12 protein-coding genes and 1 tRNA gene are annotated in these 13,731 nt (G+C 36.8%); 5 read left to right on the top strand and 8 right to left on the bottom strand.

Annotation, left to right across the window (positions count from 1 at the left end; genetic code table 11):
* The first annotated feature begins 104 nt into the window (after positions 1–104).
* The 4 genes from M030_RS0113635 to M030_RS0113625 all read left to right on the top strand — a co-directional run bounded on the left by M030_RS0113635 (position 105) and on the right by M030_RS0113625 (position 5,691).
* The gene (locus M030_RS0113635) at positions 105–1,622 is read left to right on the top strand and encodes a thioredoxin domain-containing protein (RefSeq protein WP_027374017.1); all 1,518 of its coding nucleotides are present in this window, start codon (positions 105–107) and stop codon (positions 1,620–1,622) included.
* A 99-nt stretch (positions 1,623–1,721) separates the two neighbouring features.
* Positions 1,722–1,886, top strand: a complete 165-nt coding sequence (locus tag M030_RS26080) for a bacteriocin-like protein (RefSeq protein ID WP_410492707.1) — start codon at positions 1,722–1,724, stop codon at positions 1,884–1,886.
* Between the two features lie 84 nt (positions 1,887–1,970).
* Positions 1,971–4,163 carry a peptidase domain-containing ABC transporter gene (locus tag M030_RS0113630; RefSeq protein ID WP_027374016.1) on the top strand — a complete coding sequence of 731 codons (2,193 nt, stop codon included), beginning with the start codon at positions 1,971–1,973 and terminating at the stop codon, positions 4,161–4,163.
* A gap of 229 nt (positions 4,164–4,392) precedes the next feature.
* The gene (locus M030_RS0113625) at positions 4,393–5,691 is read left to right on the top strand and encodes an HlyD family secretion protein (protein WP_171032609.1); all 1,299 of its coding nucleotides are present in this window, start codon (positions 4,393–4,395) and stop codon (positions 5,689–5,691) included.
* A 396-nt stretch (positions 5,692–6,087) separates the two neighbouring features.
* Here the strand turns inward: M030_RS0113625 and M030_RS0113615 are convergent.
* From M030_RS0113615 to greA, 7 genes are all read right to left on the bottom strand, one after another.
* Positions 6,088–6,161: transfer RNA gene (locus M030_RS0113615), tRNA-Met, on the bottom strand.
* Positions 6,162–6,205: 44 nt separating this feature from the next.
* Entirely contained in the window at positions 6,206–7,498 is a 1,293-nt protein-coding gene (locus tag M030_RS0113610) for a TlpA family protein disulfide reductase (RefSeq protein ID WP_027374014.1), read from the bottom strand.
* Positions 7,499–7,559: 61 nt separating this feature from the next.
* The gene (locus M030_RS0113605; RefSeq protein ID WP_027374013.1) at positions 7,560–7,781 is read right to left on the bottom strand and encodes a hypothetical protein; all 222 of its coding nucleotides are present in this window, start codon (positions 7,779–7,781) and stop codon (positions 7,560–7,562) included.
* A 5-nt stretch (positions 7,782–7,786) separates the two neighbouring features.
* Positions 7,787–9,772 (bottom strand): T9SS type A sorting domain-containing protein, encoded by a 1,986-nt coding sequence (locus M030_RS0113600; protein WP_027374012.1) that lies wholly within the window; start codon positions 9,770–9,772, stop codon positions 7,787–7,789.
* 76 nt (positions 9,773–9,848) lie between these two features.
* Positions 9,849–11,036 carry an ATP-dependent Clp protease ATP-binding subunit ClpX gene (clpX, locus tag M030_RS0113595; RefSeq protein WP_027374011.1) on the bottom strand — a complete coding sequence of 396 codons (1,188 nt, stop codon included), beginning with the start codon at positions 11,034–11,036 and terminating at the stop codon, positions 9,849–9,851.
* A gap of 67 nt (positions 11,037–11,103) precedes the next feature.
* Positions 11,104–11,493 (bottom strand): HIT family protein, encoded by a 390-nt coding sequence (locus M030_RS0113590; RefSeq protein WP_027374010.1) that lies wholly within the window; start codon positions 11,491–11,493, stop codon positions 11,104–11,106.
* Positions 11,494–11,535: 42 nt separating this feature from the next.
* Positions 11,536–12,006 carry a transcription elongation factor GreA gene (greA, locus tag M030_RS0113585; protein WP_027374009.1) on the bottom strand — a complete coding sequence of 157 codons (471 nt, stop codon included), beginning with the start codon at positions 12,004–12,006 and terminating at the stop codon, positions 11,536–11,538.
* A gap of 110 nt (positions 12,007–12,116) precedes the next feature.
* Here greA and M030_RS0113580 point away from each other — a divergent pair, with 110 nt between their 5' ends.
* Entirely contained in the window at positions 12,117–12,575 is a 459-nt protein-coding gene (locus M030_RS0113580) for a hypothetical protein (protein WP_027374008.1), read from the top strand.
* Positions 12,576–12,619: 44 nt separating this feature from the next.
* Here the strand turns inward: M030_RS0113580 and M030_RS0113575 are convergent, their stop codons facing one another.
* Complete coding sequence (locus M030_RS0113575; protein ID WP_027374007.1) at positions 12,620–13,453, bottom strand: GLPGLI family protein; 834 nt, start codon at positions 13,451–13,453, stop codon at positions 12,620–12,622.
* Between the last annotated feature and the right edge of the window lie 278 nt (positions 13,454–13,731).

Genomic DNA, 13,731 nt, shown 5'->3' with positions numbered 1-13,731 from the left:
GAAATTCAAACCAAATCTACCAACATCCTGTTATATCTCACCAATAACAGAAAAATTTTTTTGTATATTTAAAACATCTGTGTATTTTAGATAAAAATATTAATATGATTTTTGACAAACTAATACACTATCTGAAACTTGACAAACAGGAATTTATTTTCCAGTTTAATTCTCACCCCAATTACCCATCAGCACTGGCTTTCAGCGATACTTTAAATTTCCTTGGAGTAAAGAATGATGCCTATGAACTTGATAAGGAATATTGGGATGAACTTCCGGAAGAGTTTATTGCTATTGTTGAAAATTCCTTTTCATTAGTAAAAAAATCAGGAAATACCTACTCCGTATATTCAGAGAAAGCAAAAACACTGAATAAGGAAGAACTTTATAAAAAATCTACGGATTTTGTACTTTTATTTGAAAAAACTGAAAATGCTGAGAATAAACTGGCGTTCAATTTCAAGCCAATTCTTTACGCAGTATTTGCCATTATTGTCGTTTATTCATTTTTGGGCCAAAGCTTATATGAAGCTATCTTCAATCTTTTATCATTGGCTGGTGTATATATTTCCCTTGAGATTTTTAATCAGAAATTTGGAAATGTTTCTACCGTTATCGGAAGTATTTGCGGTGGCGGAGGTGCTGCTGCCAGCCAAACCACCAATTCGTGTGATAAAATTATCAAGCAGGATAAAACCAGTATTTTAGGCTTAAAGTTTGCAGATTTTTCACTGATCTATTTCATTGGTCTTACGATATTGGGATTATTCTTACCGACAACCTCTTATATTGTAAAGGGATTTACATTTGTTTCCCTGTTAGCCATTGGATATTCTTTATACATTCAGGCTTTCGTGGAAAAGGCTTTTTGTAGAATCTGTCTCTTAATCATTTCCATTTTAGTTGCGCAGCTGGTCATCAGTAGTATCTTTTTCCAAAATTCACCATTTGGAATCGGAGTGCTTTTGCTCACTCTTATTCTTTGGGTGATTATTTTCTCTGCGGTACTCTATTTCAGTACACTTCTGGAGCAAAAAGAAACCCTGCAAAAATCCAATGCAAAAAATCTCCGATTCAAAAGAAATTATGAGCTGTTCAAAAGTCAATTACTGACCACTGAAAAAATAGAATTTCAGGATACCCATACATTTTCGGTAGGAAAAAAAGATTCAAATTTACGCATCTCCATTGTTTCAAATCCTTACTGTGGGTTCTGTAAAGACGCTCACAAATTGGTAGAATCTATTTTAGAAAAATATCCTGATGGTGTTTCTTTGCAGATGAGATTCAATTACACACCGGATAGGGCCAATGAAAAATATACTCGGTTAATCTCCGACCTTACCTATATTTACAACAATAAGCCGGAAAAAGACTTCCTACACGCTATCGAGCAATGGTTTGAAACAAAAGATGAAAGTAAAATCAACACATTGTCCGGAGGTGTTCCAACCTCGGAAAACTTACATCCAATTATTGAAATGTCAAATCAAAACAGTGAAGCTGGCTTAAACTTTACTCCTATTCTCATCATCAACGGCTATCAGTTCCCGGACAAATATGATCGTGAAGATATTGTCTATTTTATTGATGAATTGATAGAGGATGAAGACTTCCAGTAAATAAATATCCCTGATATAAAATTTTCACTATCTTAGGAAAAGTAAAAGCGACATCCGAAAAGCTATAAAAGAGTAGGAAAAAACGAAAAACTATTGATCATGAAAAACCTTAAACAACTTTCGAGAGAAAACTTAAGAACTCTGCAGGGAGGAATTACCGAGGAGTGTGCCCGAATCCAAAGTGAAGCGAGCTACTGTGAATCTAAAATAAATCCTCCAAAAGAAGGAGCAATAAACGCTTGTAATAAATGGTGTTATTACTAATCCACCGTTGAACTGAATTGTAACATTGAATAAAAGTAAAAATGTCGTCATCTTTCTGACGACATTTTATAATGAATATTAGTTTTGAAGAAATTTCCTTTTTATAAGCAACCAGACACTAAAGACTGTGGGCCTACCTGCCTTAGAATCGTAAGTAAATATTATGGCAGAAGCATATCCTTGCAACAAATCCGTAACCTTTCTGAGACCACTCGTGAGGGAAGCAGCCTTCTTGGGCTGAGTGATGCTGCCGAAAACCTGGGATTCCGTTCTATGGGAGTCCAGATCGACTTTAATACCCTTGTAGAAGAAGTGCCCTTTCCATGTATCGCACACTGGAATAAAAATCATTTTGTTGTTGTTTATAAGATTGACAAAAATAACAAAGTATATGTATCAGATCCCAGCTACGGGCTGATCACCTACACCCGCGATGAGTTTATCCAATTCTGGATCGGCGAAAATGCCAATGAAAATACAGAAGAAGGAATTGTTCTGATTCTGGAAACTACCCCTGCATTTTTCCAGACTGAGTTTGATACAGATCAAAGCAAAGCCAGCTTCACATTTCTATCCAAATACCTGCTTAAATATAAGACACTTGTTATACAGCTGGCAGTCGGGCTTTTGGGAGGAAGTTTACTCTCACTGATCTTTCCGTTTCTTACCCAGAGTATAGTAGACGTCGGAATACAAAATCAGGATATCAACTTTATCTACATGGTTTTGCTTGCCCAGATCATGCTGTTTCTTGGCAGAATGGGAATAGAAGTGATCCGAAGCTGGATCCTCCTCCACTTATCTGCAAGGATAAATATTTCCATCATATCAGATTTCTTTATCAAGCTGATGAAACTTCCTATAAGCTTTTTTGATACAAGGATGACAGGAGATATCATGCAGAGGATCAATGACCACCACCGAATAGAGCAACTCCTTACCAGTTCATCACTGAACACACTATTCTCTCTCGTAAACCTTATCATTTTCAGTATTGTTTTACTATTCTATGATTACAGGCTATTCATTGTATATCTTGTCGGAGCTGTATTGTATATCGGATGGATTAGCTTTTTCCTGAAAAAAAGAAAAGAACTTGATTATAAAAGGTTCTCCCAGGTTTCGCAGGAACAAAGTAAAGTGATTGAACTGATCAACGGTATGCAGGAGATCAAAATGCATAATGCCGAAAAACAAAAGAGATGGGATTGGGAGTTTCTTCAGGTGAAATTATTTAAAATCAGAATAAAATCTCTATCGTTAGAGCAATGGCAATCCGTAGGAGGAAACTTCATCAATCAGATGAAAGATATTCTTGTAAGCTTCCTTTCTGCCAAATTGGTCCTTAGCGGAAATCTTACTTTGGGGATGATGCTTTCGGTACAGTATATTATCGGACAGCTGAACAGCCCGCTCCTGCAGCTTATCGACTTTATAAAACAAACTCAGGACGCCAAAATTTCCCTTGAAAGATTAGGTGAAATTCACGATAAAGAAGATGAAGAGGATAAAAACGAACAATACGCTACAGAAATCCCGCAAAGAGATATTGAGATCTCCAATATGTCTTTCAGATACATAGGTTCTGATGTTCCGGTTTTTGAAAACTTAAGCCTTAGCATACCGTATCAAAAAACAACAGCAATTGTAGGAGCCAGTGGAAGCGGAAAAACCACACTGCTAAAGCTGTTGATGAAATTCTATGATCCGGATCAGGGTGAAATCAGAATCGGAAATACCAGTCTGAAAAATATTTCCCCAAGATACTGGAGGGATCATTGCGGAGTGGTAATGCAGGAAGGCTATGTCTTTAATGACACGATTGCCAATAATATTGCTGTCGGTGAAGATCATATCGATAAGAAAAAACTAAGGCGCGCCGTAGAAATTGCCAATATTAAAGAATTTATAGAAGGGCTTCCGTTAAGTTATAATACAAAGATCGGGAATGAAGGAGTTGGCGTAAGTGGAGGCCAGAAACAGCGTTTGTTTATCGCCAGGGCCGTATACAAATCTCCCGAATATATTCTGTTTGATGAAGCAACATCCGCATTGGATGCCAATAATGAAAAGGTTATTATGGAAAACCTTGAACAGTTCTTTAGGGGTAAAACGGCAGTGGTTATTGCCCACAGACTTTCAACCGTAAAACATGCTGATAAAATCATAGTATTAGATAATGGGAAAGTCGTAGAAGAAGGTAGCCACGCAGAATTGGTAGACCTAAGGGGAGAATATTACAGGTTGGTAAGAAACCAGCTTGAACTAGGAAATTAATATCCACGAATATGAAGACAGCGGAATCCGAAAAGCTTACAGAGTAGGAAAACTAAAAAGCTATTAATATGAAAAATCTGAGAAAACTTTTAGACCTGATTTCCGTTAATAGCTGGGCGGGGTGTCTACAAAGAAATTGTTGTGGGCCCTGGTGTCATGGTACAGCAGAAACTCCCCATTTATTTAATTATATTTCCTCCGAAACATCGGAGAATTTTATCTTATAAAAATGAAAGAAGACGTTTTAGATAATATTGAACTCCGCTCAGAAAGCGTACAAGATATCTTAACCCAGCCTCCGCATTGGATGATACGTTGGGGCAATACGGTTATATTTGTTATTCTCCTGCTCATCCTTGTTATGAGTTATATAATAAAATACCCTGAGTTTGTACCGGCTCCCATTATTGTAACCTCTCAGAATCCTCCGGAAAAAATGGAGGCAAGAATCAGTTCCAAAATTGAAAAGATATTCATTAAAGATCACCAGGAGGTCAAAAAAAATGAAGTTTTGATGGTTATGCAATCTGCTGCCAACTATAAAGATGTATTAGAGCTTAAAAAACTGGTTGATTCAATTGCTCCCAACCAGATAGCTTCCTTCCCTTTAGCCCAGGCATCAAGGTTTAAACTTGGTGAATTACAGGGAGATTACAACAGCTTTGCAAAGGCGTTTCAGGATGAAGCCCTGTTTACCCGTTTACAGCCTTATGCTCCGGAAAACCTGGCCGCCAACAACAGTATTTCTGAATACAGAACAAGAATTACAACTTTAAAACAACAGAAAAATCTGGAGTTGGCCAAGTATGACCTAACCAAGAAAAGTTTCCAGAGGTCACAGGAACTCTTTAATCAGGGGGTCATCTCTTCTATGGAACTTGAAAATGAGAAAATCAAATATCTTCAGGCCCAGCAAAACCTTGAAAATATTAATATTTCCATATCACAAACAGAAGAAGGTATTTCCAATCTTAATAAAACAAAAAGCGGAACAGCCATTAATACTGAAAAAGATAAAATCACCTACTCTTCACAAACACTACAGCTATTTGAGCAGCTTCGAAAATCTCTGAAGCAATGGGAGCAGAATTACCTTGTTATTTCATCAACCGATGGGGTAGCCAGCTTTCAGCAGTTTTTCGGCGAAAATCAATTCGTAAAAGTGGGAGAACCGATCTTATCTATCTTACCTAAAAATAAAGAGAAGCTGGTTGGCAGAATGTCTGTACCTACAGTTAACTCCGGAAAAATCATTCCGGGAGAGAAGGTATTGATTAAATTGGATAACTACCGTTTTCAGGAATATGGGATTATTGAGGGTAAGGTACAGAATATATCGCTGATTCCTGATGATAAAGGAAATTACTATGTAGATGTAGTATTACCAAAAGGATTAAAAACAAGCTATAATAAGACCCTTATTTTCGATAAAGAACTTCGGGGAAGTGCAGAGATCGTGACGCAGGATTTAAGGCTTATTGAGAGGTTTTTCTATCAAATCAGAAAGCTCCTCGGATACCAATCCTGATTATGCATCGGATAAAACAAAAAATGCCATTTTCACAAGCTGTGAAAATGGCATTTCCTTTTTGTACTTATATATTCTTATCCTCCATTATTTTCCCATAAAATTTCTCCTGAACTTATTCTTTCTGAGCGCATGTATATCCACAAAGATTCATCAGCTACTTGATGGCTTTCTTCCCCTCTTACAGGAATCACATTTGTTTTGTGTTTTGTAAAACTTCAGATTGCAACTCACAGTGTAAAAGACGAAACTTTTTATTTGCAGATTAACCAAACTTTTTGTGCAGCCCCCGACTTCTGTACCTGATCCCTGAAATCTCAGTAAAATAATAAAAGGGAGACGACCTATTGGAAAATAAAAACCGCAATCATTATAAACAATGACTGCGGTTTTTTGTAGCGAAGACGGGAATTGAACCCGTGACCTCAGGGTTATGAATCCTGCGCTCTAACCGACTGAGCTACCTCGCCTTTTCGGTGGTGCAAATATAGAAAATATATTTTATCTACCAAAATTATTTTAGCTTAAAATATTCTAAAACATCGCCAACATGCTCTGGTTTATTGATTATCTTATTGTTAGCATCTAAAATAAAATAGGTCGGAGTAGCGTGTACATTGTAAGTTTCAGTATAGCTACTGTTCCATCCTCTCAATTCTGAATCATTCACCCATGGGAAAGCAGCTATTTTCTTAGTGTATGAATTTTTATCAACATCTAAAGAAAGCGCTACAACCTGAATATTTTTTCCCTTTAACTCGTTATATTTTTCCAAAAGCTTGGGAAGCTCGGTTTCACAGTGCGAACAGGTAGATGACCAAAAGACAACCACCTTCTTATCTGCCTTTACATCATAAAGTGATTTTGCACTCGTATTTACAGGAGACTGGAACTTATAGTTTGGAAAAGCTGCCCCCATTTCTACATTAGCATTAGATTTGATGGTAGAAGCCAGTCTGTCGGTAATGGTACACTTGAGGTTTTTAGCAAGCCCCAGATATTTACTTTTAAACTCATCCATCTGATAGACGTCAAAAATGTCGATCAGTTCCGATAAAACAGTCTGGCCTCTTGGAGTTTCCACCTTCAGACGATCAAGAAGCTTATCTACAGAACCGGTGACGTTTGTATTACCGCCTGAGTTAAGATATGCGACCAATACCGGTCTCAATAAGGATGATGTTTCCAGCATATCATTAGACTTATCCAGGAAATTGATTATCTCGTCCTGGCTGGGTTTTTTAGCAGGATCTGACGGATTAGAAAGGAACTTACTGTAGTTGGTATTATAATATGAGATAAACGGATGTTTTGCCGCATCAATGGCACCAGAGTTACCCGAAAGTCTTTCAATCTCGGTTTTCAATGCTTTTCCGAAGTCTGTATTATCTTTGTAATATTCTTTGATCTGGCTCAGAGCAGGAAGAATAAGCTCTTTCTTTTGAGAACCTTCCTGTTGTTTACTCATCAGCTCATTGGCTTCATCAAGGTAAATAATATCTTTTACTTTATTATTCTGAACATCCAGCTTCAAGCTGACATTTTTATTTTCAGAAATAAAGTTCACGGTATTGTTGGAACCCGGAAAATACACTTTCATCATCCCCATATAATTATTGGGATACTTGAATGTCCAGGTGTTATTTTTACTTTGTTCTTTGGTAACAACAACATCTTTAGAACCGTTTAATGTATATAGAATAGCGTCCTGATCTTTAAAGTCTGCAGGAGCCTGAATAGTAACTGAAAATTGAGCCTGCAAAGCAAATGCAGCTAAAACTGCAGATAGTGTATAAATCTTTTTCATAAAGTAAAAATAAAAAAACTCCCTGACTAATCAGAGAGTTTAATATTATTTTAATAAAATTTTATGCTTTTACGCTTTTATACTTCTTGGTAAAGAATACAATGAATGCAATAGCTACGAGAGAAAGTACATATACATACATATCGATTGGTGCAGCTGGGTCTCCCCCTCCTGTACCGTGACCTCCTGTACCTCCGCCTCCTCCCGGTACCGGTGGTGCAGCCTGTACGAATACTACAGCAAGAAGAAAAATTGCGGATACTAGTTTATTAATAGTTTTCATATTGTTTATTTTAAGATTTTAGTGTTAACAGTTTCTCCTTTATCAGAGACAATTTTTACAACGTAAGAGTTTTTAACAGAGCTATCGAGCTCAATTACAAAATCTCTGGATGCATCAACCGCTTTTTTGGAGATTACCAGTTTACCGCTCATATCATAAACTTCAATATCTGCTTTTTTCCAGTTTGGATCAAATCTGACAATATAGTTTGTAATTGCCGGATTGTAAACCACCGCTGTTCTTGAAGGTCTTGCTTCTTTTTTATCAATTGCTAACGTACCGTTATTAGGCTCTCCGTAGTATAAATTATACTCCTCATGAGTTACAGGAACAATATCTCCTTGTTTAGCCTGCTGTACAGTTCCGTTTTCAGCTTTGAAATAGAATCCTATACCGGCAGAAAGCTGGTGTGCTCCTGCAGGAATTGGTTCAGCATTTTCTTTTATTTCAAACTTGTAATACTTGATCTTAGTCTGATCATAATTTACAAGCATTACATTTTTACCTTGGAAATCACTTTCATTGGCTTCATTGATATATAACCAATACTGACCAGTATAGTTATTATCATATCCTCCGTTCACCGCTTCTTCAAAAGTTCCGATTAGGTTCATTGGAGTCGCAGCAGCCTGTACAGTACTGGCAATAGAAGTCTGGTGACCAGTAGCTGAAGTAGGAGTAACTACATAGTAAGTTCTTGCAATTTCGTTTTTATTAGCATCAAGACCAATAACCCCTAGTTGCTTTACAGTTCCTCTGTCTGTCTTGCTTCCTCCATTGCTCATCTTTGCAGCATTAACGTTATAATCAACTCCGTTTGCTCTAACAACATCTTTGAATCTTCTAAGCGTGTTGAAGTTTAAAGTTTGAGCTGTATTATCTCTAAGCTTGATAATAAATGGCTGCATTGGCTTGATGATCAATCCTGTATCTCCTACCGGAACACCATTCAAAGCAAACGTCTGAATCTGGGCCCCTGTGGTATAAGTTGCAGAAGAACCACCTGAATTTTGAGTAACTACATTACCTGAGGTGTATTCAATACCCATAATGTTGGTAATGTTATTCCCGTCTGTAATTGTTCCGTTCTCAATATACCCGATTTTAGATAAATCTAAATTGGTTAAGAATGGGTTACCGAACTGGTAAATATTTTTACCGTAGGTTCCTGTCCAAGAACCATTAGGAAGGTCAAACTGATCCTGGATATAGGTATAGTAATATTCCTGATAAGAATTTTTGTAAGTTCCGTTAGGTCCAAAATTTACATTTCCTGCGTTTTGTAAGTTAACAGGAGCTGCAAATTCTGCATACGGCTTTCCTGTAAGAGTAAATACATTACCCGTTGCAGGAGCACTTAAGTTCAGGTTGTTATTTCTAGACCCTAACATATAGTATCCGGAACCGTCAGATGTCGTATTGGCAAGGTTGGTAAAATGGTCAGACACAGCACTTGTGTTATTCCATTTTAAGATCAAATCATTATTTACAGAATTGGCATTGTTTACACTTCTGGTAGTTCCAAAAGTTTTGCCTAGTTCAGTAGATAATGAATTGAATGTTTTACCAAAGAAAGGAAGGGCAATTTGTTGGAAGTAGTTTCCGTCACCCTGTTTGTTAGTTCTGTATTCCTTACTTACAACACCAGTAATTCCGGCTTGGGATAAACCTTGAATATATAACTGGCCATAAGTAGAGGTTGCATAATTGGCGGGATCATTCAGCCTTACAATGATGTTTCCTCCGTCAGTTTTATCTGCACCGGATGCATCAATTGTTTTAAAGGCGTCTGTAGTTGATCCTACAACCATCATGTTTCCGTGTAGATCCAAAAGGCCATTACCTCTTGTTTGTACACCGCCACCGCTATACACTAGGGTGCCTTCGCTCACATACATATTAGCGTTAGTGTCTACATGACATAGAACATTCTGCGCCTGAACAGAATAGCTAACGGCTAAAAGACCTATAGCAAATAAACTTTTTCTCATTGTATAAATTATATTTGTGTGTTAATACAATCTTCACCCGCAAAGGTATTATTTTTTTCCAAAAAAAAAAAATATTTTATCTATTAATCAAAATATTATCTTCGGAAAGGATAATATTTTTCTCTTCTCCAATTGAAAACATATAGTCCTCCAGAACTTTTTCCGTAGTTCCTCTCAACCCTCTGGCTCCTAATCCCTTTTCAATTGTTTCTTCAACAATTTTTTCAATTGCCCCGTCGGTAATTACCAAATCTGTGCCATCCATCTTGAAAAGTTCAACAAATTGGTTCACGATTGAATTTTTTGGTTCCTTCATGATTCTTACCAGAGTCTCTTTCGTGAGTTTATCGAGGTAAGTAATGATCGGAAATCTTCCTAAAAGTTCGGGAATTAATCCGAAAGATCGAAGATCGACTGCATTAATATTTGTTAATACATATTCATCCTCATCGACTTTATTGATTTTTTCAGAGCTAAACCCAATGGCCTGCTTATTCATTCTTCTTTCGATGATCTCTTTGATCCCGTCAAAAGCCCCTCCTGCAATAAACAGGATATTCTGGGTATTCACCTGAATGTATTTTTGGTCCGGGTGTTTTCTGCCTCCCTGCGGCGGAACGTTTACAATACTTCCTTCCAGCAACTTCAGCAGCCCCTGTTGTACTCCTTCTCCGGAAACATCTCTGGTAATACTTGGATTATCTGATTTTCTTGCAATTTTATCGATCTCATCAATAAAGACAATTCCTTTTTCTGCTTTTTCCACATCATAATCTGCTACCATCAACAGTCTTGACAGGATACTTTCCACATCTTCTCCTACGTAACCTGCTTCTGTTAAAATAGTAGCATCAACGATACAGAAAGGAACATTCAGCTCTCTGGCAATTGTTTTCGCCAGCAAAGTTTTTCCTGTTCCGGTCTCCCCTATCATGATGATATTTGACTTTTCAAGCTCTACTTCTCTGTTTTCATCCTGGGCATGCAGCAATCTTTTGTAATGATTGTAAACAGCAATGGAAAGCTGCTTCTTTGCCTGATCTTGCCCGATCACGTACTGATCCAGGAATTCCTTGATCACTTTCGGCTTTTTAAGTTCTTCCATACTTTCTGCCGGAGCATATCCCGCTTTGGAAGCACCATCTTTTACAATAGCATGTGCCTGTTCTATACAATTTTCACAAATAAAACCGTTCTGCCCGGAAATCAGCATCTGTACTTCATTTCTTTTTCTACCGCAGAAAGAACACTGGTTTGAATTCATATGATATAATAATATGTATATGTTAAAGAAAATCGTAAAAAATTTCTTTTTTACGATTTTCTGTTGGTTAAGAATTAATAATTGAGTTTTGAATCTCTGTATATTCTTCGTTCGTTAATTTTAATCTTTCATTTCTGAAGTTCATGTCTTCCATCTTGTTTAAAGGAATCAGATGGATGTGAGCATGGGGTACTTCAAGTCCTACTACCGCTACTCCTACTCTTACACATGGAATTGCAGTTTTGATCTTCTTGGCTACCTCTTGGGCAAATCCCCAAAGGTTTTTGTATTCTTCACTGTCAAGATCAAAAATCAGATCCACTTCTTTTTTAGGAACTACCAGGGTATGTCCTTTCACCAGCGGCATTGCGTCTAAGAAAGCGATAAAGTTTTCATCTTCTGCAATGGTATACGAGGGAATTTCGCCGTTGATAATTTTTGTGAATATAGTGCTCATTTATATAGAAGTTAGAGGTTAGAAATCTAAGATGATATCAGACTATAGTGTAATGTCTAATACTTCAAAAGAAAGTTTGTTTCCGTTGGGTAGAGTAATTTCTGCAGTTTCACCTACAGCTTTTCCCAGAAGTCCTTTTGCAATCGGAGTGTTTACAGAAATCTTTCCTGTTTTCAGGTCACTTTCGTTATCCGGTACCAATTTAAATACCTGCTCTTGTTTGGTAGCATTATTTTTAAGTTTCACAGTCGTTAAGATGGAAACTTTTGAAGTATCTAATTGGCTTTCGTCTATAATTTTAGAAGTAGAGATTACATCTTTCAGCTTGGAAATTCTCATTTCAAGCATTCCCTGAGCCTCTTTAGCCGCATCATATTCTGCATTTTCAGACAAATCTCCTTTGTCTCTTGCTTCTGCGATCTGCTGAGTAATTTTTGGTCTTTCCACAGTTTCCAACTGTTCCAGCTCAGCTTTCATTTTCTCCAGGCCCTCCTTTGTTACATAGCTTGCCATAATTTTCAAAATTTAGTTTTAGTATAAAAAAATAATCCGACATTTGCCGGACAATGTTTTACGTGTTATAATCGTTTAATTTTTACAAATATATAAAAATTTAAATTGAAATGAAAAAAACTTTTTCTATATTATCTATTTTCATCCTGTTGATTTCCAGTTCATTATACATAAACTCTTGCGGAAGCAGAGAAGATACCGTAAGCTGCTTTCCCAATAACCCGATCAACGTTACTTTGAATCTAAACCTTCCGGCTTACAATAATCTGAACTATGACAACGGCTGGGTGTATGTGAATGAGCAGCAATCGGGAACCCGAGGATTAATTATAGTTCGTGTAGGAAATGCATTCAAAGTATATGACAGGAATGCACCTCACATATGTCCGGATAACAACACGACTCTTGAGGTGAAAAATAATATTGCCATCATATGTCCGAAGGATAACAGCACATGGATTCTCAGAACCGGGCAACCGGAATCCGGTTCCAAAACCTCTCTCCCACCAAAGACTTATAACACCTATGATTTTGATCCTACAACCAAAGTTTTACATATTTATTACTAATAAAGTAAATAAAAAACCACAATACAATTATTGTGGTTTTTTATTTAGTCCGGGTATTTGACCGCTTTATCCAGCTCGATCGGATTATTGAACGACCTGATCTTTTCTCGTTCCCTTTTCTCTGCAGGTTTTAATTCATCCTTACTCAGCACCGTTCCGTCTTCAAGCAGTAGTTTTTTCCCTTCGGGAATGCTTAATCTGCCATTAAAAACATATTTAAAAGGATCTTTATAAATCTCTACCTTCAGTTGAGACAACTTCTTGTAATTGGTTGACACCGCTCCTTTGCTGTACTCATTCAAGGTGTAACTTTTATAGTTTGCTACAATTTTTTCACTTTTAACGAGCCGGAAAACATAATTCTTTTTAGAATCATACAATTCCACAATCAGACCTGGTAAACCATTGAATTTATAGGGGCCATACGAAAATGGAATTTCCTGGGTAAACCAGGCAGTCCAGGTTCTTCCCCCAAAGCGCGTTTCAGCCTTTTGTACTCTGAGATCATTAATCACCTTTGTATCACTTGCCATCTTCCAGTCAAGATGTACCGGCTCCTCTATTTTGTAAAAATTGACATCACCGATATATTCATAATTCTCGTATGAAGGAGCGTTCAATTTTTTTGTTAAAAATGAAGTTAATCTAAATCCCTTATAACCCTGTATTCCTGTCGCTTCAAATATAGAATCTCTTACGTAATACAGTCTGTTGTAATAGACGGCATTTTCTTTTGTTATTTCCAAATAATAATTCTCCTTATCGGTTTTACCGGAAATTGAATCTTTCTTATACTCCACTTCATAAATAAAACGGTCATTCTGGGCCGATAGCAAGTAGTGAAAGGTCAATAACAGTAAAATAAGCATTTTCTTCATGGTATGATATCGTTTTAATCTTTTATTTTTGTCAATATCTCTGATTTCAACATTGCGGGATCCAGGACAATTCTGCTCATATCCACTATGGAAATCACGATGCGCAATGATATGAATAAAAAACAGTATTTTTATCTATAAAACATATACAATGAAATAGGCATTTCTTAAAAACCAGGATAGCAATGGAGCTCACAATTCAGAAATGATTCTTTTGAATAATAAGATCAAATCATTATCAGTATTCTTAGTATTTTTGCTTCCATTCTTTTTATAAG

This window comes from Chryseobacterium sp. UNC8MFCol (assembly GCF_000482305.1).
Lineage (GTDB): Bacteria > Bacteroidota > Bacteroidia > Flavobacteriales > Weeksellaceae > Chryseobacterium > Chryseobacterium indologenes.
The sequence above is the reverse complement of the archived record's forward strand: the minus strand, read 5'-3'. Positions and strand labels throughout refer to the sequence as shown.